This is a genomic window from Ralstonia sp. RRA (assembly GCF_037023145.1).
Lineage (GTDB): Bacteria > Pseudomonadota > Gammaproteobacteria > Burkholderiales > Burkholderiaceae > Ralstonia.
On the sequence record NZ_CP146092.1, the window covers coordinates 1,947,080 to 1,971,070 of the forward strand.

General features: G+C 63.9%; 11 protein-coding genes. 1 reads left to right on the top strand and 10 read right to left on the bottom strand.

The genetic code is table 11. The features are described from left to right. Nucleotides 1–5: 5 nt before the first annotated feature. Nucleotides 6–974 (bottom strand): type II secretion system minor pseudopilin GspK, encoded by a 969-nt coding sequence (gene gspK, locus V6657_RS26830; RefSeq protein WP_048931572.1) that lies wholly within the window; start codon nucleotides 972–974, stop codon nucleotides 6–8. Beyond that, a complete protein-coding gene (locus V6657_RS26835) occupies nucleotides 971–1,714 on the bottom strand; it encodes a hypothetical protein (protein WP_048931573.1) in 744 nt (247 codons plus the stop codon). The genes gspK and V6657_RS26835 overlap by 4 nt, the downstream gene beginning before the upstream one ends. Nucleotides 1,715–2,208: 494 nt before the next feature. Here V6657_RS26835 and V6657_RS26840 point away from each other — a divergent pair, with 494 nt between their 5' ends. Next, nucleotides 2,209–3,429, top strand: a complete 1,221-nt coding sequence (locus tag V6657_RS26840; RefSeq protein ID WP_048931574.1) for a substrate-binding domain-containing protein — start codon at nucleotides 2,209–2,211, stop codon at nucleotides 3,427–3,429. Nucleotides 3,430–3,544: 115 nt separating this feature from the next. On the opposite strand, the gene V6657_RS26845 is transcribed toward V6657_RS26840, so the two are convergent. The 8 genes from V6657_RS26845 to V6657_RS26880 all read right to left on the bottom strand — a co-directional run bounded on the left by V6657_RS26845 (nucleotide 3,545) and on the right by V6657_RS26880 (nucleotide 23,956). Next, nucleotides 3,545–4,015 carry a YbjN domain-containing protein gene (locus tag V6657_RS26845; RefSeq protein WP_248694752.1) on the bottom strand — a complete coding sequence of 157 codons (471 nt, stop codon included), beginning with the start codon at nucleotides 4,013–4,015 and terminating at the stop codon, nucleotides 3,545–3,547. A gap of 44 nt (nucleotides 4,016–4,059) precedes the next feature. Further along, entirely contained in the window at nucleotides 4,060–4,671 is a 612-nt protein-coding gene (locus V6657_RS26850) for a hypothetical protein (RefSeq protein ID WP_053166274.1), read from the bottom strand. 103 nt (nucleotides 4,672–4,774) lie between these two features. Beyond that, nucleotides 4,775–6,550: a putative porin gene (locus V6657_RS26855; RefSeq protein WP_248694753.1), complete on the bottom strand. Its 1,776-nt coding sequence runs from the start codon at nucleotides 6,548–6,550 to the stop codon at nucleotides 4,775–4,777. Between the two features lie 41 nt (nucleotides 6,551–6,591). After that, nucleotides 6,592–7,308 (bottom strand): TonB family protein, encoded by a 717-nt coding sequence (locus V6657_RS26860; RefSeq protein ID WP_082170081.1) that lies wholly within the window; start codon nucleotides 7,306–7,308, stop codon nucleotides 6,592–6,594. 13 nt (nucleotides 7,309–7,321) lie between these two features. Further along, nucleotides 7,322–7,735 carry a biopolymer transporter ExbD gene (locus V6657_RS26865; protein WP_048931577.1) on the bottom strand — a complete coding sequence of 138 codons (414 nt, stop codon included), beginning with the start codon at nucleotides 7,733–7,735 and terminating at the stop codon, nucleotides 7,322–7,324. Between the two features lie 9 nt (nucleotides 7,736–7,744). Next, nucleotides 7,745–9,595 (bottom strand): MotA/TolQ/ExbB proton channel family protein, encoded by a 1,851-nt coding sequence (locus tag V6657_RS26870; RefSeq protein ID WP_082170082.1) that lies wholly within the window; start codon nucleotides 9,593–9,595, stop codon nucleotides 7,745–7,747. Nucleotides 9,596–9,653: 58 nt separating this feature from the next. Continuing rightward, entirely contained in the window at nucleotides 9,654–11,288 is a 1,635-nt protein-coding gene (locus tag V6657_RS26875; protein ID WP_082170089.1) for a ShlB/FhaC/HecB family hemolysin secretion/activation protein, read from the bottom strand. Nucleotides 11,289–11,605: 317 nt separating this feature from the next. Then, entirely contained in the window at nucleotides 11,606–23,956 is a 12,351-nt protein-coding gene (locus tag V6657_RS26880; RefSeq protein ID WP_082170083.1) for a filamentous haemagglutinin family protein, read from the bottom strand. Between the last annotated feature and the right edge of the window lie 35 nt (nucleotides 23,957–23,991).

Consider the following 23,991-nt stretch of genomic DNA (forward strand, 5'->3'; position numbering starts at 1 on the left):
CCGCTTCAACCATCAATGCCTGGCATGGCCGGCTCGCGCACCCACAGCACTGAGGTGCGGTAACGCTCGCCGATGCCCTCGCGCAGAATCAACGCATCCAGCGAGCGTGTAGCCCGCCCGTTGCGCAGCCGGCTGTGCGCGATGAAGTAGCGACTGCGCGTTTCCAGCAGGATGTCACCTTGCTCAGCTAGACCGGGTGCGATGGCCTTCAGGCGGTTGGTGAGATCCCCCATATCGCGAAACCATGCCCTGTCGCGACTCGACACCAGCGCTGCGGCCTGCCCCGGCGACAGGCCATGGATCGTCGCAGCCAGGACCTCCGCCCCCGCAGTGTTCAGGTTGACCGACGTAGGCTCGGGCAGCACAACCACATAGGGTGCGAGCTTGCGCACACCGTCGGCCGTGTAGCCCGGAATACGCACTAGGTCTTCCGGCTGGGCGAGCGCAAATGCGGACGAGCCCTTTGCATCAAAACTGCGCAGAATGGTGGTGGCCGTCAGCATCGCCAACGACGGATCGAGATCGGCTTTCGCCAGTAATTGCTGGTACACACGCACGCCTTCCGGCCGAATGCCAGGCGGCTTTCCCCCTTCCGCCGCCGTCACCAATGTGTTGAGGTTAAAGCGGGCCTGCGCATCTTCGATGTAGCCGTCGACGCGCATGTCACCTGCAGCATCGAATGCTTGCATGCCCGTCTTGCCCAGCACGCCGGCAACGGGCAAATCATTGACGGGCGATGCCCAGCGCTGGCCGAGATGATCGACGGGCGTCGTACGTGCGTTCTCGCGCAGCAGCATGCGTGCCCACTCCACGGAAGCTCGCTGCATCCACACCGTGTCGGTACGCAGGCGTTGCACCTCCACCGTGCGAATGGCCGCGCGCTGGCCTGCGAACATCGTCGCCACCAATGTCACCGCCATCGCCACTACCAGCAATGCGGTGACGACAGCCGCGCCGCGCTCACGGCGCATCATGCCTCGGCCCGGCGCAGATAGGTCCAGAACGCACCCACGTCTTCTGCGTTCACGGCGGGCTGTGCTTCTTCCAGATACGTCTGCGACAAGCTCACCTCCTCCATGTGGAACAGATGCTGTTGCGACGGCAGCAGCGTCGCGCGCGGGTGCGTATAGTGCGCGCGAAAGAAACGCGGTGGCGACCGGCGCGGCGTATGCAAGTCGTGCACATCACGCACAGACGAGTCGAACCAGAAATGCAGCCATCGCCCGCCGCGCTGCCGTCCCGCCAGAATGAAGCCTGCATACGACAGCAGGATGTACGGCACGCTCGCGGGCTTGAGTTCTTCGTACGCCCATAGATTGCGTGCGGACGCATAGTCGAGCAAGGCAATGAAACGCGCCATGGATAGCGTAGGCGCATGGTGTGGCCGCTTCATGAACGCAAAGTGCCACTGCCATTGCGTGAGAAAGCGCTCGCGGTTGCGCTGCGCGAGTACGGCATCCGCTTGCTGTTCGACCGTGATGTCGGACGGCGCCTCGCCATTGCGCACGAGCGGGCAGCACAGCCGCTCGCCGCTGATATGGCTGAAGCGCGGCTTGAGCTTGTCGCTCTTCGAGCCAATCACATACAGCGCCCCATGACAGATCGGACAACGTGCGCGCGGCACATGCTCCGCCTTTGCCAGATAGGCAAACTCCTCGAGATACATCGCTACCGTCAACATACGCTCTTCGGTCGGATGCAAAGCCAGGTTCATGAACGGACCTCATGGTTGAATGGTTCTGCAGCGCCCCCCTTCATATGTTGCATTGCGTGGTGCCCTGTGTCCTGCTCTACTTTGGAGCGAGATCAAAAGACAACACGCATCCCTGGCAAATACGCCATGGCTTGTATTCAATTGAATTTCAATCAGAATGCAGTCATACAATTCAATTGTTCGAATTGCATTCCCCATTCATGCATGGCGCAATGCCTTGCGTCTGTCACGTGTGAAACTCAAACGCACAGTCCGCCTCTAATTGACGAACGGCGACCTGCAAAACCGCACACTACTTATATTCCACGGCTTTCATTCCGCAGAAACTCATGACGAGAACGCATGAGCTATCGCCATCGCTTTTTCATCTGCTTATCCCGTCTGATTCACACCTGGCATCAATACTTTGCATGCCGGTGTGAGTTCATTCCTGAGTGCACATCGGCAAACAACACAACTTGTATTTGCTGATCCCTATTCCTCTGGAGCACTCCATGAAGCTGAAGCAAGTCATGATTCAAGCCGCCTGCGCCACACTGGCCCTGGGCACGGCAGCGGTGGCCTTTGCCGGTACGCAACCGAACCCGAATCCGCAAACCCCTGTGGTGGTCGGTGGTGGCGCATCGCTGCCTGAGTTCCTGTACGGCTCGGAAATCGCCGCGTTCGGCCCGAACCACATCTATGCCGTGACGGGCAGCGGCGCTGGCAAGACCGCCCTGCTGACCAACGCTCCGACTGCCTTCAACAACGCCTACCAAACGCCGCGCTCCGACACGACTGTGCACTTCGCCGGTAGCGACTCGGTGCTGAGCAGCACGGAAATCAACACCTACAACACGAACCGCCGTCCCACGGAAGGCAACCTGGTGCAGATCCCGTCGGTCGGCACGCCGGTCGGCATCCCGTTCAAGAAGGATGGTCTGAGCGCGGTTACGCTGAACGACGACCAACTGTGCGGCATCTTCTCGGGCCAGATCACCGATTGGAGCGCTATCGATAGCTCGGTTTCCGGCACGATCAAGGTCGTCTACCGTTCGGACAGCAGCGGCACGTCGGAAATCTTCACGCGCCACCTGAACGCCGTTTGCACGAGCGGCGGCAACTCGAACGTCGCTTTCGTGGTGAGCACGAAGTTCTCCGACAGCTTCCCGGGCGGTTTCCCGAGCAACTTCGTGGGTGGCAACCTGAGCGCAGGTGTACGTGATGGCGTGGCAACCGGTAACGCAATCGGTTACCTGAGCCCCGACTACATCAACACCACGCTCGCCCCGAGCTCGGGTGTTGCCACGCAAAACCTGGCCGCCGCTTCGCTGACCAACGCAACCGACGGTCTGGACTATCAACCGACCTCCTCCAACACCACGCAGGCACTGCTTTCGCTGCCGGCAGTGGGCTCCGACCTGTCCAAGCCCGAAAGCTGGGCGCTGACGGTCGCTACCCCGGCCGCTGGCTACCCGATCTCGGGCTTGACGTACCTGGACCAAGTCCAGTGCTACAAGGACGCCACGGTGCAAAGCAAGATCCTGGGTTTCCTGGATCGTCACACGACGTACTCGGGTACGAACGACAACCGTCCGCTGATCCGCAACAACGGTTTCGCTCCGCTGCCGACCACGCTGGTCAGCGCCATCCGTGACAACCTGATCAACAACGTCAACGGCAAGAACGTCAACATCGGCAACACCACGGCTTGCGCAGGCAAGGCTGGTCGTTAATCGATAGCGACATTGGCAGCGGTTCGCCGCTGTCGCGAGGTTTAAGCCCGGCATTGCCGGGTTTTTTTCATGGTCGTGCAAACGCTGCAGCATCAAAGCAGAACGACGGATTGCATTACTGCGCGACGGCTTCCGTGGACTGAGCTGCGTTTACATCCGATGCAACGGCCTGTGCTTCCGGCTCATCGCGGTAGTTGCGCAGGTAGACGAAGAACTCGCCCATCATCTGCATCCACAAGCGGATCTGCATGGCCAAGTGCTCGTTGGAGATGCCGCCAGCGGCGATCACGTCCATCTCCAGCACAACAAAATCACCGTGCTGTGCGAGACGCGCAAAACGGCGCGAACGGTGCCAATCAGCAATCAGCCCGTCGGGCAGCGTGCCACCCTGCACACGCAGCGGGCAGCTCAGCGTGAAGTCTGCATAGTGATCTGGCTCGATGGCGTTGCCCCACAGAATCTGGAAGCTGATTCCATGGCTGGCGCTGGTCAGATGGGTGATGCCACCTTGCTCGATGGCAGTTACGGCGCCGCCGGCCGCCTTGATGGCGTCAGACACATCGGTGGGGGAAAGGGTCGTCAGCATGGACATGGTGGTCATGTGCGTGGATAAATCGGAGAAGGAAAAGCTCAGGGCGCCTTCGGCGCTTCTGCGTGCGGTGCGGAGGCTTCAGACGCGGGAGCAGGCGCGGCAACTGCGCGCGGATCAAAGCGGCCGTCGTACAGCTTGTCGCCATACTCCTGCGCGATCTGCTCATACTTGACACGCGACTTGGTGGCAAACGGCTGGCGTGCGGCGATGACGGTGGTCACGTCCATCGACTCGTAGGCGTTGAGGACTTCCTGGCCGACGGCATAAAGCTTGGCGTTCTTGGCCTCGCATTGTTGCAGGGCGTTCTGCTGCGTGGCGGTTGCGGTGGCCAGCTTCTGGCGCTCCGCTTCACTGGCGCGGGCGCGGCGCAGCAACTCATCGTATGCGGCGCGCAGCTGCGTGATCTGCGTGTTGGCCTTGTCGGCTACGGTTTGGGCTTCACGATGGGCGGCGGCGCTGCCTTCGCTCAGCTGACGCGTGCGAGCACGCTCCGCGTCAAGCTGGGCGCGCAAGTCGGTCAGTTCCTTCTTGGAGGCATCGGATGCGGGCGCGTTGGCGCCACCGCCCGCCTGCAGTTGGGCGAGCTGCGCCTGTGCCTGCTGAAGCTGCGTGGTGGTGGCGCGCAACTGCGTGCGCAAACGCTCTTCCATGCTGGGCTGCTGCGCCGACACAGCACAGGGGGCCAGAGATGTCGCCGCCAACAACGCCAACATCACCCGTGAAGCCATTCGGTTCTCGTCCACGTCGCCCCCTTTAGAACTTGGCGTTGAAGTCGAGCTGCAGCGTGTCGATCGACAGGCGCGGGCCGGTGACTTCACGCGTGGAGATCCAGCGGCCGGTGAACCACGCGTTCTTGTCCACCGCGTACGAACCGCCGAAGTAGTAGCCGCGTGCATTGGTACCGCCGCCGTGGAAGGTGGGGTCGTTGTAGCCGTCTGGCATGGAATCCGCCTCGATGCGCTTGTAGCCGGCGATGACGTTCCAGTCGCCGCGCGCGCTCGGCGCCGGCTTGCCAAAGGTGGCCTGGAACATGTACGCATTGCCGCCACTGTGGAAGTCCGACCGATTCGTACCGCCGGTGCCACCGAAGTTGTTGACGATGCCGCCCGGCCCAGCGTGCTGCCACATCTTGTCGGCGTCGTACGCCAGGTTGCGGATGTAGTTGGCGTCGAAGCGCAGGCCGTAGTTGCCCATGACCTTGGTGTCCCAGCGCGCGTTCAAGTCCAGCAGGCGGAACTCGGATGCCAGGCCCACATACTGCGGCTGCGGCGTGTTGGCCGGGTCCAGCGGGTTGAGCGCGATATTGCGCAGGAGCATCAACGTGTTGCCCTTCTGCATGAAGGCCGGACGCGACCAATCGGTGCTGCAGTTGTCCAGCCCTGAATACAACGCGCACGGTTGCGACACCTGCCCCGTGACGTTGTTGAAGTTGTAGTAGCCCACTGCACCACGCACCGTGTTGCGCGAATCCACTTTCCACTCCGCGCCAGCCTGTGCGGCAAACAGCCACTTGTTCTCGCTGGAACTCTTGTTCTGGCTGCGGCTCGGGAAACCGTCTGCCGAATACTCCAGCGGGATCACGCCGGCGGTACCGAACACGGTGATGGTGTCGCCGCGCAGTGTCTTGCTGAAGTTGGCGGCAATGCCGTCAAAGTTCAGGTCTTGCGAGAACAGCAGGTCGGTCGACCAGAATGGATTGGCGAAGCGGCCGCCCGTGATCGTCACCCAGTCGGCCGGCTTGTGCGAGATCCATGCCTGATCCAGCCACACGTTCTTCTTGCCCTGCGCGGTGCCCAGCAACTGCGTGGTCGACACGGGGTTGTTGTCGCTGCCCGAGGCCAGACGGATGCCGGCCTGCGTGCTCTCGGAGATGTCTGCAAAGACGCCCAGCCGCGCCCGCACACGCCATTGGTTGCGGCGGTTCTGCGAGGTGTTGAGCAGCGGCGGCAGCTTGGTATTCGTGTTGGTGTTGACATCGAAACCAGTACCGGCGTTGATGGCTGCCCAGTCGATTTCGATGTTGCTGTTCTGGTTGGACAGGAAGCGCGATTCGTTGCGCACGCGCACGTCGCCTTCCACGCGGATGCCCTGCGTCCAGGCGGGAATGGCATCGGGCGCAGCCCAGCGCTCGGTCTTGGCTTGGGCCAGCACCTCGCTCTTGACCTCGTCGCGAATCTGGTCGCGCACGGTCTGCGGCACGTAGGGCACGCGCACGTCACCGGGCTCGGCTTTCACGCCTGCCGTTTGCGTAGGTTGAGCAGCCTGCGCGGCCACCTGGCGCTGAAGTTGCTGCGTGGCTTGCGCTTCGGCACGCGCTTGCGCGAGCAGCGCTTCGCCGACGTCTTTCTTGAGTGCGCCGCTCTGGATCAGGCCGCGGATGAGCTTGACCATCGTGGTTTCGCCCGTGGCAGCTTGCGCGTGCACGCTGCCCGACGCGATCAACAGGCCGACAGCCGATGCCAGTGCTGCGGCACGGAATGGGTGGGTAACGGGGTTGAGTGCCATGTTGTTGGAAGAAGTGCGTTGCATGCTGGAATGCCGGCCCGCCCTGGCGCGCCGGCGTGTCGTTGTCAGCCGGCGGGCCGTTTGCCTTGCAGCGTCACCCGCTGCGGAAACTGCAGGGAAGCTGGTGGCCGCTCATCCACACGCTCGATGGCGCGCAAGGAGGCGAGCACAGCCTGATCGGTGTCGGTATTGCCGCTGCCGTGCACCAACTCAACGCGGGTGATGCGGCCGTTCGGGTCCAACCACACGTTCACCTGCATCAAGAACGCCAGGCGGCGCACGCGGTCGTCGCGTGACAGGGCCTGCTGCAGTACGTAGCCGAAATAGCGGCCGTACGTAGCGTTGCCGCCGCCGGCACCCGTACCGCTCATGCCGCCGCCCTTGCCTGCGCCGATACCGAAGGCGTCAGTGCCGGCCTGCCCGTCGGCGTTCATGGTGACGGGGTCGGACAGGTCCTTCGCCGGGTTGGGCGTGTCTTCTGCAGGCTTGGGTGTTTCGGGCGTGGGGTCGGGCTTGGGCTCCACCACTTCGGGCTTCACCTTGTCAGGCTCCGGTTGCTTTTCGGGCTGTGGCGGAGGCGGCGGAGGTGGTGGCGGCTGCAGCACGAGCATCGGCGTGGACGGTGCTTCACGCTTGGTGCTGGCCGTGCCCGCGAGCAGATACCACACCACCGCCACGACGATCAGCGCTGCTACGGCGCCGATCACATAGCCGCCCCAACGCCGCCAGAAAGCAGGCTGCGGATCGTCAGTGGGCGCGGACGGGTTCAGGTCGAGCTGCATGGTCGCGCCGCCCTCACGCCGCCGGCTTGCCGGTCACCAGACCGATCTGGTTGAGATCGATCTTGCGCAGCAGGTCGAGCACTTCCACCACCTTGGCGTACTGCACGGACGAATCGCCACGCACGATCACCGGAAAATCCGGCGTGATGGCCTTCTCGGTGCGCAGGCGGTCTTCCAGCTCGGGCAGCGTCACCGGATACGCATCCAGAAACACCTGCCCGTTGTTGTCGATGGTGATGGCTTTGGTCTTGGGCTTCTCCAGCGCCACGCTGGCGCTGGCCTTCGGCAGGTTGACCTTGATACCGGGGATGCTCGCGTTGCTAGTGAGGATGAAGATCACCAGCACCACCAACAGCACATCCACAAACGGCGTGATGTTGATGCCGCTGGCGCGCTTCTTGGGCCCAAAGCGGGACAGGTTTGCCATGGCGGCCCCTTACTCGCGGTGCGGCGCGGCCGGGCTGGCCACAAAGCCGCCGCCCGAGGTGTCGGTGCGATGGTCTGCATGCGCTGCACGCGGTGCGGTATCGCCCAGTACGATGGTGGCGCGGCCGTCGCCGTGCTCTTCCGCCAGGCGCGTGGCGAACTCATCCACGAACACCGCCATGTCGGCCGCAATGGCATCCGAACGCGAGGCGAGCCAGTTGTAGCCAAACAGCGCGGGAATGGCCACGCCTAAGCCGGCTGCCGTACACAGCAGCGCCGCAGCCATGCCCGGCGCCACTGAGTTGATGTCCACCGCACCGGCCATGGCCGCCACCACGAACACCAGCATGATGCCGATCACCGTGCCGAACAGGCCGACATAGGGGGCGCCTTCAATGGTGGTCGACAGCCAGTTCATGCGGCGCGCCATGCGCTCGTTCTCGCGCACCATCACGCCTTCCATGGCGGCGCGAATGGCAGCGATGGTGGCTGCGGACACCGCGTTGATGTCGAAACCGCGCTCGTGCCGCAACTGCATCTCGCGAATGGCGATCTCATACAGGCGCCACAGCGACGAGTCCTGCCGGATATCAGCCCCTACCTTGCCGCCACGCGCCAGCGAATCGAGCGACGTGCCTGCCGTCTCACGAAACACCGCCATGAAGCGTGCGTTGGCGCGCGACACCGTGCTGTAGTAGCGGTTCTTGGTGATCATGATGGCCCATGACCCGGCCATCATCAGGCCCAGCACGCACACCACCACCCACGCATCGACCGGCATGGCCGCAAGGATGAAGCCGAAGTGGCTCTTGCCAGCTTGCTGTTCATCGGGGCCCATCGACACCAGGCGCGATTCGGCACCCTGCGCAATGGCGTCTGCTTGAATCAAGCCGGCGGGGCGTGCCGTCTTGGACAAACGCAGCTCATCAATGGCACCGTTGAACGGATTCAACCCCGCGCCGCCCGGTGCATCGCCACCCACGGCGGCCGCGCTGTTGAGCGCGGGCAGATGCGCTGCCAGGTTGGCCGCAACCGCACCGTTCACATACAAGTGCACGCCCTGCTCATCCGCTGTGGCCGCCACGTGCGACCACTGCCCTTCACGCACGGGTTGTCCAGGGGCGCTGCGTTGGCCATTCACCTGCACGAAGGGCACGCCGTTGTCCACGCCAAGCACAAACTCATTGGCGCCGTCACGGCGTGCGTAGACAACTTGCCCTGCGGCCAGCTTGTCGGGCCGCACCCATGCCGACACGGTCAACGTGCCATTGGCCTGCGTGGTCAACGACGGCGACGCCGGCAGCATCAGCGGCGTGCCGTTGAACTGCGCACCCTTACCGATTACCGCACCATCGAGCGTGGTCACGGGCGTCTGTGCGTGGTTGCCGTAGGCCGTGGTGTCGCGCGGCGGCGCGCCCGTCTCGCCAAAGTGATAGACCGCGGTGTAGTCCGGATCGAAGGTCAGCTGACCATTGCCCGACGCGGGCGCCTTGCGATTGCCGTAGTACATCCAGATGCGTTGCGGTGCACCCGTGGTCACCGCCGGCACATCCACCCATACCAGAGCGATGCCGAGCAGCGGATCGAACTGCTCGATCTGGTGGTTCAGCACGGTCTTGTCATCGGCGGCAACAAAGCGCAGGTCGGCGCCGTTCTCGCTCGTGCCATCAAAGCTGAAATTGCCGGTGTGCAGACGCACCAGCACCGGCGTGCGGCCGGCATCGCTCTTGAGTGCGCCGCCTTGCGGGCCCGCATCCACGGTGATCGGTTTGCGATAGGCCCAATCAGGTTGCCACCACGCCAGCGCGGTGCCGGGCAGGAAGGCGCTCAGCAGCGTGAGCAGGAACAGAATGCGTCGCATGGCAGAAACTCTCCGAAGACAAAGCAAATAAGCGGTTGGACGTAGCGCACTGGCGTGTTCAGTAACTGGCGTTCACGCTGAAGTTCACACGCGGTGTGTGCGCACGCGTGCTGGGGCCGTCGCGCAGCGGATAGCCGAACTCCAGGCGGCCACGCACGTAGTCGGTCAACTTGAAACTGGTGCCAAAGCCAAGCGAGAGGAGCGAGAAGCTGCTCGCCTGCTCCACCTGCGCCTGCCGCAAGCGCAGGTAGGCGGCATCGGTAAAAAGGTAGAAGCGCACTTCGTCCAGTGCGGGCGCGAACTTCGTGTACGGCGCAGTCCGCCACTCGAACGAAGCTAGTGCACCGTAGTCACCCGTCGCTTCCGCAGACAGGTAACCACGCACGCTACTCATGCCGCCGGCAGCAAACTGCTCGCTGGAAACCAATGGCGAATCCGACAGTTGCCCTGCCACACGCACCACGGCTTGTGAACCGCCCTGGAAGGTGTGCGTTTCGGTGGCGTCAGCCTTGAAAGCGAGGAAGCTCGAACGCGAGTTCACGCGCTTGTAGTCGTAGGCGCGCTCATCGCTGCCGTAGCCGAACAGGCTGCGCGTGCCAGCGGTGGCGCTCAGGTTCAGGCTGAGCGTGTCACGCTCGCTCTGGCGATAGCCCGTGTAGTACAGCGAGATGGGCGCGTACTTGAGCGGCACGTGGTCGCTCGTGCTGCCAAAGCGCAGGCTCTCGGCGTTGTCCTTGAAGTCGATGCCCACGCCAAGCTGCTGCCACCATGCGCCCGCCGTCGGCAGCACGTAGTTGGCTTTCACGCCCACGGCGTGGCCCTTGCCCAGCACGCTGGTGCCGCCCGTCGTGGCAACGTTGCTGTCGGACTTGTAGCCCGAGAACTCCAGGCTCCAGTTCGTATCGGGAATCGGTGCGGTGTATGCACCCGACCACACGCGCGCCTGGCTGAAATCCTGAGGTGCCCCAAAGAACGACAGCGAGGCACGGTGCCCGAGCTGCCACAGGTTGTCGTGGCTGACTGAGGCCGTCATCCGCAACGGGCGCGTCTCGGCACTGCGGTCATTGTTCAGGCCGATGCTGGCGTGCACTGGCGACTTGTCGTCCACCTTCAGGTCGACATCCATCGTGCCGGGAACCGCCCCCGGACGCACCACCGGAATCACCTGGCGATCGGCCCGGTTGAGCGTCGACAGCTCCGTCTGCGCCTGCGTGAAATCCGGCACCTTACCTTCCTGCAGTGCAGGCACGCCTTCACGCACCAAACGCGGCGAGGTGTACTCGGCGCCCGTCACGCGCACGCGGCCCACGCGGGTTTCATTCACCTGCAGGATCACCACGCCGCCCGTCACCTGCTGTTCTGGCAGATCCACATAGACAGACTGAAAGCCCTTGGCCTGATACACGGCCAGCAGCGCGGCACGCGCATCTTCAATGTCCTTGAGCGTGCGATCCGGACCAAGAAACGGTGTGACGGTCTTCTCAATGGTGCGGATGTCGAGCGTGGTGTTGCCGCGTACGACGTACTCATTGATATTGACCTTGCGCTGCGGTGCAGGCTCGGAAGACGGCGCTGCAACCGGTGCGGGTGGCTCTTGCGCCAGGACCACGCCCGGCATCAGCAGCGACAGCATCGCCAGCCGGACACTCCCCGCAGACCTGCGTTGTTTGCGGCGTTGTTTGAATTGGGACATGCGTTGGCTCGGTGCCGATTCGGCATTCATTCGTGTGTTGTGCGACGTTCGGCTGTGTCGTTGGCCAGCCGTCGGTCTTCACAGGAATGACGTTTGCTGAAATGCAAATCCGCAAACATTTTGTGATGTCACGCAAGCTTCATGAAGCGAGGCGCGACACGTCATGGCGTGATCGAAAACACGCCACGAAGCCGCATGGGAAGGGGCTCTGCGGCACGTCCATAGGTTTGGATGCGCCGCAGAGTGAGAGAGCATCGCGCGATGTATGACTGCGCGATGACGATGTGTTGAAGAACGCTTGCTGCCCGCTTACGGCATCACAGGTTCTTGCGTTCGGCAGCGGTGAGCCGCATCTTCTGGCGCTCGGTCAGATCACCATTGCCGATCATCTGGAAGGCGCTGCCAGGGTCGTAGCTGCTGCGGTCCTGACGCTCTGGCGGCGGTGCCTTCTGTGCGCCGTCGCCGTTCTCGCCACCGCCTGCTCCGCCGTAGCCGAGCACCTGCACAGTGATGATGGACGGCAGCCCATTGCGCGCTGCGGCCTGCTGCTGGCGCATCACGTCTTGCGCCGCCTGTGTGGCCGAGTTGGCCGCCGCACTGGCCGAGCTGAGCGCACTCACGTTGACCAGCGCCACCGTCGGGATGCCGCGCGACTCGCCTTGCGCCTGGATGTTGGCCGCATTCACTACGCGCAGTGCTGCCACGTTGATGTCGCCCGACACGCGGATGCCCGCTTCGCCGGGGTCGACCGTGCCCAGCGGCGCGATCAGGTCCACATCGCCGCGGGGCACTTCCGGAATCGGGTTGAGTGTGGCAATGCCCGCACCCGAACTCGGCACCTGCGGCGACAGCGTGACGTTGCCCGCGTTGTCATACACACGCAGCGGTGGCGTGTAGAGCAGCGACGTTTTCGAGCCGCGCCCCGCATTGATATCGCCTTCTGCCGACCACACCAGAATGCCGCCGCCAAACGTGGTCATGATGCGTGACAGGCCCAGCAACACGCTGTCCTTCGAATAGATCTGGATGTCGCCCGAGCCTTGCGTCAACAGACCCGACGTGACCGGTGGCACCTGCCCCTCAACACCCACGATCAGCTTGCCGCCTGGCGTGAGCGTTTGAATGCCGCCACCGAAGTCCGTGCGAATGCCCGACGGGCCGAACATCGTGATGGTGCCGTCGCGCTGGATCGGTCGGCCCTGCGCATCCTTGTCTGGGAACAGCGATGCGATGGCCTGGCGCCCACGCAGGTAGCTGCCGACGCGGCGGCTGGTGGGGTCGTTGTACTCACGCCCGCCCGCCTGCAGCTCGTTGAAGTACACCGAGCGCGCAAACACACGCTGCTGCTCTGCCGGCAAGCCCAGGTAGAACGCGAGCGCGCCATCTTGCGTGCCGGTATAGCCGAAGCGGGTCTGCAGCCAGTTGAGCAGTTCCTTCTCGTACGTCTTGGCAACCTTGCCCGTCTGATCGGCCAGCGGGGCGTTCGGGTTGGCCAGGTTCGCAGCATCGAGGTAGCGGCGTGCAAACGTCGTGAAATCCGCGCCTGCTGCACCCGCGCCTGCCATTACGCTGATGCCTGCGCCGCTGCCGCGATCGTCCGGACTGACAGAGATCGCGGTACCAATACGGCCGATGCTCTCCAGCAACCCCTTGTCCGCCTGATACAGGTTGCGGCCTGCGGTGACCTCCAACGTGCCAGGGCCGGCCACGCGGAAGTTGCCGAAGAGGATGTCGCGGCCCGCCGAGACGACGGAGATGTCGTTCGGGTTGTTGTTGAGGAGGAGGTTGCCGGTGGAGGTCGGGCCCCAGCCGCTATCCGTCGAATTGCCAGGCGGCGTGCCCGCGCCAACAATGTCTCGGCCCGCAATGATCCAGACTGGCTTGGCGGCCACGTACCACGTGGACAGCGATTTCGATGACGGCACATTACCGCCGCGGGTGAAGTCCAGAATCTCGCCTGTACGCAGGCCAACGATGTCGCCGTTGACAGCATAGAAGCGAGCCGGCTGCGTGTCCCCCATGTGCAGCAAGCCTGATGCGGAGTCCGGCCCGAACGTGAACAGCGGCGTGCCATCAACACCTGGAGGCAACGAGCCTTCCGGGCTGGTGTTGTTCACCAACAGACTCGGTGTTCCCATCGCGTAGCCTCGGAAGCCCGGGTGGAATGGCGTAGCCAACGCGGATTGTGCGGCGCCAGACTGACTGATCGCATACCCGTTTGCATAGAGTGATCCGTTGGCGAGTATCTCCAGTTGGCCACGTGGCGACGGCGCCAGCACCAGCGATGTCAACGGATTCGCACTACCTCCGTAGTAAATGCTGCCCTGCGCTGATGCAGCCCGTAGCGTGCCGGGGAAGATAAAGCGGTAGTCTGTTGCTTCACCCACATCTCCAGCGGAAACAAGCGGTGCAGCGCTCTGCGTGGTCGGCGAGAGATTGCCGCCGGCCGAGAGCAGATTGAGCGCAGTCCGGTCCGTCCACAGTGAGAACCAGCTATAACCGCCGCCGGGCTGAGGAACCAGCACGCCGCCCAGCGTTGGCTGATAGGGCGTGGCAGCCGGCTGCCTGAGCCGTCCGGCGTCGCCAGCACCGCTCAAGACCAGATCGCGGCGCGTGGACAGATCAACATTGGCATCGCCCGGCACCACCACCAAACCACCGAAAGGCGTTGCGTCGTTGGCAGCAAACTTGTCGACGCCACGCGGGTCGCTGGTCGTTGTCTTGCCATAGGTCAGATCAAGGCGCCCGATCGCCCCGGCATCAACCCGAATGTTGCCGCGCAGGTTGGTCAGCACACCGTTGCTTTCCTGGCTCACACTGCCTACGGCAAATGTCCGCTCGATCGGGTTGATCGCCCCGCCAACGCGGAGCAGCAGATCTCCACCACCAGTCAGCACCAGCTTGCCATCCGCGCCAAGGCGCCCAGTGCTGGCAATGCCAACGTTCAATGCCTGGCTGGCGGGCATTGCACCCGCGTTTGGATTGGACAACATACCAGCATCGCCGCCAGCTGTTACCTGAAGGTTGCCGCCACCGAGCGTACCAATGCCGGTGAAACCCGTAACGAATGGGCTCGACGCGTCGGCGCCGTTCAGCGGCGCACCAGTGCGCGCGAGCGGGTAGACATAGGTACCGAAATTCACCCACCAGGCAGTCGGCAGCCCCGATTCCGCACCGCCCTGGCGCCACAGCCAGTCGCCTGGGTTGTTGTTGGAGCGGACCGAGCCATCGTTGGTACGGCTCTGCGTACGACCGAGGATCGCCCCTTGGGCGGACAGCAGCACGTTGCCGCCGCGCTCCGGATACCAGGCCTGATACAGGCTCGTAGCAGGATCCCCGTTGACAAAGGGTTCGAAAACCGTGCCGGCCGGCCCCAGCACAGTGGTACCGCTGTTAGACAGCTCGACACCACGCGGCTGGTTGTAGAGGTTGCGTCCATCACTGCTTCGCATGGCAGCGGACTGCGTACCTGCCGTGTAGATGCCATATGCCGAGCGCATGTCGATGCTGCCGCCGCTGACGAGGTCCAGATCCCCGGTACCCGTCCTCAGCACGCTAAAAAGCGGAAAGCGCGGCACCAGCACATCGCCGGCTGGCAGGTTGATACAGTTCCCAGGGATCGAGCAGTAGTAGCTCACGTCGCTCGGGTCGACCGGTTCGAAGGGCCTTTTCTGCTGAGGATTGCCAGCTAGCCAGTACCACCCACCATTGGTTTGGCGCAGGTCACCAGAACCATGCGCATCGCCCAGCACAAGGTCGCCATTCTGCTTGGCATCCGGGCGCGTGGCGCGGCTGTCAGCCGCCCGTGTATCTGCTCCGCTCACCAAGCGCATGGACCACGAATCGCTCCCGCCGGGCAGCATCGATGCAACAGCCCAGTTCTTGCCCTGCGAACCGCCAACGACATCGCGCAGATTGACGAACTGCGCCCCGCCCGGCAGCTTGACATCTGTTGCTCCAGGAATGACGGCGCCAACCTTCAACGCCAACGCCCCATCCAGCGTTGGCTTGCCGGACGCCACCGCCAGCGGCACACCCTTGGGCCAAGTCAAACGCATAACGGACAGTGTCGAACCAACGATGCTGCCCGGGTCAAGCATCATGCCCGAGCGCAGCACGGCATCCTGGCGCAGCGCAGTTCCGGCCGCGTAGAGCACCTTGCCAGTTGAATCGCGCACTGCGGCCTGCAGTACGGTACCGGCCGGCAAGGTCACGTTGGCGCGCAAGGTCACGCGCACCGGCAAAACGTAGTTAGCCGGCAACACCAGTTGTTTGAGCGGCACGTCGTAGTTCAACACCGCCCCGGCGGGGAAAGTCGTGCCGTCGGCCAGGGAGATGCCAGTGCGTGGCACGACAATGTCATTGCTATATGGGTTCAAACCCATTGTCAGTGCCCAACCACGCTCGTCAGGCGTCGTAGGCGGCGGTGCAAACCCGTCAGTCACGCTGCCGAACACCTGCAGCTTGCCACCTGCGCGCACCACCACCGCACCCGGCTCACCCGAACCGCGCAGGTTGGCATCGGCATTGGGACCGTAGCGGTAGCCCGAGAAATCCAGGTCACCCTTCACGGTCAGGTTGCCATCCGCCGTGGCACTGACAATCTCAACGCCCGGCCGCAGGTGGTAAGCACTACCCGCTGCACGCAACCCGGCAAGGCGCGCCTGCAGGTCGCCATTCGTCCAAGCGGCGTTGATGTAGCGCTGGCTGTCGGCATGAATACCGTCCAGCCAGTCTTGCGTGATGACTTGGCTGGGCTTGCCGTCCACGGACGGCGACGCATCCAGCGGCGCGTTGTCATAGCGGCGGAAACCATACACCGCCACGCTGCGTGCACCACGAATATCCAGCGGGCCTGCTGCGTCGATTGCGATATCGCCCTGCGTATCCGCGCCGATACGTGGCGCGCTCAGGCTGACCGTGCCGCGCGCAACGGTATCTGCGGCACGCACGTCGATCACCGCACCGGGGGTCAGCGTCAAACGCCCGTCGGTCGCGCGCAGGTCGACGATGCCACGGTTGGGCGCGTCGATCGGCAGTCCGTAGCTGTCCACGCGCAGACGTGTGCCATGCGCATCCAGCACAGCCCCGGCACCCAGCGTCAAGCCGTTGCGTGCCGCCAGGCGGATCGTGCCCGGTTGCTCGCCGCTGGCATCGACGCGGCCGTTGACGATCAGGCTGCCGCCATCAACCGACACATTGATCGTATTGGCCTTCAGTTCGCTGCCGACCACCAGATCGCCCTGTTTGATCTGGAAGCTGCGCGCCCCTGTCACACCGCCACTCGTCAGGCGTTGGTTTAGGCCCGCGAAATCATTCAGCGTCTGCGCGCGCACATCCACGCTGCCGGGCTGCCACAGCACGTCGGTGCCGCCAGCGTCGTAGCGCCCGCTGGTGCCGCCGCGGATGGTGCCGGCAAGATCGACCCGGCCTGCCGCGGCATCCAGTGCCGTGACGGATACGCTGCCTGCCCGGTTGTTTTGCGCAGACACGTCGATCAGCGACGCTGCCGCCTGGCTCACGTTGCCGTGTGCACTGTCGATCAACACGTCACCGCCACTGCTGTACTTGGTCACGTCAACCATCTGCACAGCACGGCCTGCCATGTCGATACGCGCCGCATCGCCCAGTGCGACACCGGTATCGCCCGACACGGTCAGCCTGCCGCTCGGCAGCACGATGGCACTGGCAATGTTGACCGAGCCGCCCTTCAAGCCGATCTCTGCACCTAGCGCATCCGCGGTTACCGTGGCAGGGCTGGCACCAGCCGGTGCCGACACCGTCAAGGCGCCACCCGCAGTGAACCGGTTGATGGAACCGGAGTCACCCGTCAGCAACGGCGTGACGAGGTTAAGGTTGCCACCGCTGTACTGATACCCCGTGGTGGGTTGATATGCACCTTGCGTTTGGTACACCGACAGCGTGTTGCGATTGTTGGACGTGATGCGCTGGCTGGCCTGCACGTTGAAGTTGGAGAAGCCAAGTGCCAGGCGATCCAGCGTCAACTGCGTGTCGGGTTGCGTGAACGGGCCGTAGCCGAACACCACATCGCGCGCAACAACGTTAAAAGTGCCGCTACCCGTACCGGCGCCGCCGGCGATGACCCCACCTGGCCGCAGGCTCGATGGGGCCTTATTGTTGCCGGAGCGTAAAACGCCATCGCTCAGGCCGTTCCAGATCAGCTTGTCGGTGGTGATAGTCGCTACATCGCCGGAGTTGCCTTGCCCATAGATTGCCGGCGTGTTCAGCACAAACGACGCCAGCGACGACCTGCCCGTCATCGGGTCGATCGTATTGAGCGCGACTGTGCCGTAGAAATTGACCGACTGCGATGCCGTCAGCAGCAGGTTTTCCAGCTTGGGCACACCAATACCCGCATTGCCCGCCAGCAGACGACTGAGCAACGCCTGGTTCAAGCGCAAGCCGTTAGGCAATACGCTTGCGGCCGAATCAAGTGTCGTCTGCTCACCGATGTTGATGCTGGACATCGACAGCGTGAGGGACTTCGCGCCGTAGCGTGCGCTGTCGCTCAGCTTCAGCTGACCGGAGCCCTGCGTGGAGAACAGCAACGAGCCTTCGCCATACAGCTCGGCCTGACCAATCGAGATACCCTTCGATGCCCCCGCCACCGCTGTCTGGGTCACGTTGAGTTGGCCATTGGAGACCGCCAACAGATTTGATTTCGTCGTAAACGTATAGCCGTCGGTGGACGGATAAGGTGTGTCCGCACCTTGTCCTAGCGTGCTGATACGCGCGCCATCCTCAACAATGACACCGCCGGCCTGCGCGATCAGCAGCACTTCACGGGCCTTGAGTTCAGCCCCCGATCGCAGCGTCACCGAGGCAGCCTTTCCGCCTAGCATGCGCTGCGAGCCATCGAACAACTGTGTCCCTCCCCCGATCGACATCCGGGGTGCGCCAATTGCATTCAACGCGTTGGCATCCAGCGAGACGAACCCTGCGGTAGGCGTGGCGCCGGATGGCGTGACCTCAATGTTTGGACTACCCCCGATTGTCGAGCCGTCTATCATCAACGAGCCGCCATAGCCGCCCGGGGCACCGTCAAAGCGCGCCGATCCGGCAAATTTCAGCGCTGGCGCACCATCAGCCGGGGCACCATACAGAAGCTGCAACGTCCGGCCGTCGGCAGGCAATAGCGGACGCAGGTTGCCGAAGCGGTTGGCATCGGCACGCACAAAATCGGCATAGCCTGTTTCGTTGTACTGGGAATGCCTGCGCACAACGTTGCCCGGGGTGAGCATGATCTGTGTCGGCAGCGCAGCCTGCACGCCAGTGTTGGCTGTCCCCAGCGTACCGCTTGTCAGGTAGGTTCCGGCGCCCACCTGCGATACGGTTGGTAGCAAGGTTCCGGTGCGACCCAGCTCGACACGGTAAGCGCCCGGCAACAAGGCATACGCTGCCGGCAGCAACGTGTAGACGCCCGGAGCCAGCCCCGGGACGCCGGTACCAATCGTGATCTGCCGCCCCGCAGAAGCGACGTCCGCGCCGGCATCGAACGGAGCATAGGCATTGCGATACCCCGGCACGATGGCATAGACAGCGTTGTTCTGGGCGCTGTACGTGAATGCTGGGTTGGCGTTGATGAACGGCGTCTTTAGCACATCTACCGAGCCACCGCGCCCGCTGATAAAGCCCGCCCCGGCAATGACACCGCCGCCTGACAGATCGAGCACTGCACCGGGTGCGACATCCACCGAGTTGCCGTTGATACGCAGTACACCGGAATAGAAGGTGTCGATCGAACCAGCACCCGAGACCGGAGCACCGTTGGCGGTATAGGTCACCCCATCGGAAGTGCCACCGTACGGCAAGGTCAGGCCCGCACCGCTGACCGAGGTCAGGCTGCCAGGCAGCAAGCGAACCCGGCTAGTCGGCGTGGGTAGATCACTCACGCTCGTGGTACCCAGCAACAAGTTGCCCAGCGGTGCACGCAAGATCCCCCCTTGATCAATGGAGGGCGCAAATACGGACAGCGTCCCGAAGACGCTGTCGGGCACGTTGGGAATCTCTGTGCTGCTGCGTCCAAGCGTGATGCGCTCGGTTGCGGCCAACCGGGCGTTGGTCGAACTAACCGGGTAGACCTGCGCAGCATTGAGCGTGAGCTGGCGCGAGCCACCACCACCGGACTGCACGCGGATGTCGCCGGTGCTGTTCAGCGTCATGGCGTCGAAGCCCGCCCGGGTAATCTGCCCCGGTGGTTGCGGAATGGGTTGATCAAAGCTGCCGTAAGCCCCTGCGCTATAGGCGAAGACCAGATCGATCAGGTTTGCATCCACCGTCAGCGCTGCCTTGGTGGCAAGCGGCGAGAGATTCTGCAACTTGAGCCGCTCTGTCACAGCGGTGGTACCACCGCCAACGATCGGATACAACGTACCGCCGAGCGCATTGACAGTGGTTTGATCAAGGCGAACGTACGGTGCGCTCAGGTGTACAGCGGAACCTGCATCAGCACTGGACAACGCATTGCTGCGAATCTGCAGGTTGCGGCCCAGCGACAGATTGACCGGGCCGTCAAACGTAACCATATCGGCATAGACCGACAGCGCATCAAACCCGCCCGCGCCGATACGGTCGACGCCAATTCGCGTCTTGCCGAACGCCAGCGCCGGATCCGCCTTGCCGGGCTGGAAGTCAACCGGCAGCGCAGGCCGATACACAGCGCCGATCAGCAATTCGCGTGGCACGACCATGTCAGGCGATGGCCTGCTATCAGGCGTGGTGCTGTAGCGGGGTGTCTCCAGCGTGACTGACAGGGTTCCACCCGCCGCGCCCGCGCCACCTGCAGCAGCGCGCATCGTGCCGTCGGCATGGATACCGTTGTAGGACGCCAGCGCGATGGTTCCGCCATCTCCCGCTAAGGCCACCTGTCGCGTGACCAACCCAGTCGGCAACGTCTGGCCGGCCCCTTGCAGAACATCCACGACCGCACCGGCCCCTGATGCGTCCAGGACGGCGCCAGGGCGGATGATGATGAACGCGTTGGCCGCAGGCTCAATGCCATCATTGGCGCGCGGGCCATTCGGGCCAATGGCGATCGTGCCGCCATTTCCTGCCACACCGTAACGGCGGCCGAACTGATCAACAGCGGTCACCGCCTTCGCCGCAACATCCAGCACGGCATGATCACCGATCCAGATAGAACGCTGAGGATCGAAGTAATCGGCGGGGCTAACGGTGGCCTGGTTCATCTGCAGCACCTTGATCGTGCCGCCCGGCGCGGTAATCGCCCCATCCATCGTGATCTGCCCCGGCGTCTGCAGCGTCACCGTCTGCCCCGGGTCCACCACGATGCGTGCACCCTGCCCCACCTGCAATTGCGAACCGACCAACTGATTCAGAAGTCGATTTGATTGCAGTGTCAGACTCGCCCCACCGCGCTGGATCAGCTTGGCGTTGACCGCATCCTGTTGGTAAACCGGCGGTGTCCAGAGCGTAAGCACGTCGGCCGGGCGGACACTGGTGCCGACCCTGCGCGCCGCATCGGGCACGAAGTAGACCGGCATCTCCACATTCAACGCCGTGCCTGGCGCAACGGTCAGGCCGCGATACCCATTGACGTCATACGCCGAGAAGCCCTGACGGAAGAAGTCCGGCGTGAGCAACAGTTGCCCCGCCTGCGCACCACTGCCGTTGGAGATCAGTACCTTGTCGGCGGCCACCGTAAGCGTGCCGCCACCGTTGACGCCGTAGCCCTTGATCGTGCTGCCCAGTTGCAGCGAACTGCCGTCGGCGACATCTGGCGCGTTGGGCGGCGTGTTGGCCGTGAGCGTCACGTTGCCCCCCTTGCCGCCGCGCACGCTGCCATTGGCAAGAATGCCTGCGCCCGACGACACGTCAATAGTGCTGCCGCTCGTCAGCGCAATGCCCTGCACACCCTCCATGCTGACGCTGCCACCGTTAAGCCATGCCATGCCGGCTACGGTTGCCGGATCAAGCGCGCCGTTGACCCACAGACCGCTCACGTCCACCGTTGCGCCCTGTGCCAGCGCAATACGCGACTTGCCGTCCTTGGCCAGCGGTGTTGGTTGCGCGGTCGGATTACCCACACGCAGCACGTTGCTCAGGCTCACGTTGCCGCCGTGCGCAACCACATCGGCATTCACATCGATGGACGATGCCGCCACCGACACCGTGCCACCATCCGCCAGTGCAAGACGCTTATCGATGGTCGCATTGCCCTGCGACGCTATGGAAAGCCCCCCCAGCCCCATGTCGTTCAGGCGTTGCGCGTCCAGTTGGATCGTGTTGATGCGATCGGCTGACAGCGCATCCTTGAGCGTGATCGGGTCAATCGCGGCCACGTCGCCAATGCGCACCTGCGTGTCGTACGCGCCAGCAAGCCCGTAGCCATCGTAGCGGCCAATGCGCAGCGTAGCCGGAATGGCCACCGCGGTCTGTGCCTGCATGTAGCCATCGGTGGCACTCGTCGATCGCACCTGGGTCTGGCGCGGGCCGTTATAGACCGCGCTCACGATGTCGCCATCGACCACCGCCGTGGGCGTGGAAAGAATCAGTTGCCCCGCATCACGCCCGGCCGTGTAGCCGTTCTCCAGCTTCTGGCGCGGCGCAATCAGCGGGCTGTAGTAGTACTCGGTGGTCTTGCTGCCCCAACGCGGGTGCGCAGCTTCAAAGCCTTGGTAGACGCCGGTATAGAGCACGTCCATCGGTGCTGACGAAGCATCGTAGAGTTGCCCGTCACGCCCCTTGAAGAACGTCTGGCGCAAGAAGCCCGTCTGCACATCAAGCGAGCCGCCCGACAGGTTGATTGACGAGCCGCGCTGCGTGACGACCTCCTTGCCGCCCAGCATGATGGTGCCGCCCTGCGCAGCCCACTCGCCGATGCTGTGGCCGGTGTTGTCGAGATAGCCGCCCACTTCCAGCAGGCCACCCGCGGTGTAGTAGCGGTCCTTGTCATACACGCCGGGCTTGGCGGGCACGTAGATGAGGCGGCGGCGGTCGATCCACACGTTGGCGTTGTTCAGCACGCCGCTGTCGCGGTTGCCGGGCGCGTCGCGCTGCTCGTTGCCTTGCACGTTCACCTGAACGTTGTTCGACTCCATCGACACCTGCACGCCCACCGCACCGCCCACGTCGAGCCGGGCGCGATCTGTCACCAGCGCGCGGCGCGCGGCGCTCACCTGAATCTGCCCGCCGGTTGCCAGCGACAGCGAGTTGTCTGCGAAGAGCACATCGCCGCCGGAGACGATCTCGATGCGCGACAGGTCACGCCGGTCCGACAGGCGCGAGAGGTTATCGAACGCACCCGGCGCCGTGTCGGCACGCAGCTTGTCTTGCGCAGCAGATTCCTTCAGCAGTGCATTGCGCTGGCTGTCGAGTGCCGTGGCTGCATCCTGTTCAATCAGAATGGCGGTGGTCGCGCCGGGCCCAACCGTTACGCGCCCCTGGGTGTCGGCGGCGGAGTTCAACAGGTGGATCGTGCCGCGCGTGTTGACGGTGGTGGTGGAGATGGCCACGCCGTTCTGCGCCACGTCGCGCCCGGCCAGCGTGATGTCGCCCTGGCTGGCAACGATCAGGCCGCTGTTGACCACACGCCCTGCCGTGCTGTCGGCCACGAACTGCGGGGCGATCTCGTTGCCGCGCGTGGTGGACATGGTGTTGCCGTCCGTGCCCACGCCCTTGCGGATGATGAAGTTGTCGCCCGCAGCCAGCTGCGTCTGGCCCTTGGGCGTGGTGATGGTGCCGGCGTTCTCCACCTCGGTGCCGACCAGCAAGACGTAGCCACCGCCCTGCGTGACGGACTGCGGCGCACGCGTGCTGATCTGCGCGCCCGCTTCCACCTTGATCTTGCCGCCCGCGTTGGTGAACGTGGGCGTGGCGTTGTCACCGTACAGGCCCTTGCGGAACTGGTCGTCGGTGACGTTGGCGGCGGCGGCCACCAGGTTGCGCGTGTCGACCTGGCTGCTGCCCGTGAAGATCACGCCGTTGCGGTTGACGATGAGCACCGTGCCGTCGGCCTTGATCTGGCCGCGAATCTGGCTGGGCCGCCCGTTCGGATCGTTGACGCGGTTGAGCACCGACCAGTTGGACTGCTGCTGATACTCCACGGTCGTGTTGCGGCCGACGTTGTAGGTCTCCCAGTTCAGCACGGCCTTGTCGGCGGTCTGCTGGATAGCCACGTTCACACGGCCGTCCTTGTTGGACTGCACCGGCGCGTTGGCGTTGACCCAACCGCGTGTGAGCGAATTCGCATCGACCTTCAGGCCGCCATCGGCCAGGCCATCCGGCACGTCTGATGAACCGCTGAGTGCAGCTTGCCGCGCTGCATTCTGTGCGGCCTGCTGAGCCGCAATGGCTGCCGCCACACCGTTCAGGTTGGCCAGCGACTGCTGCAATTGCTGGCGTGCTTGTTGCGATTGCTGCTGCGGGTCGTTGATCAGCGCGACCGGCGTGCCGTTGGGCAAGCGTCCGGTGGCGGCTGCCGTGTTCTGCGCCGCGCCGCGCTCGGCAAACCAGGCGCCGCTGAAGGCGCGCGTTTGCGCATGGGCGCTAGCCGCCAGCAGCGTCAGTGCCGCCGCCTGCACCAGCGGCTTGATCCGCCAGGCGCGGACTGACCGCCTGCCATGAACGCGCCGACGATGCGACAGAAACGTGATGGAAGAAGACTGGGCGGGCTGGCTCGGCTGCATGTCAGGAGGCAAACGGACGATCGGACGGCGGCCGC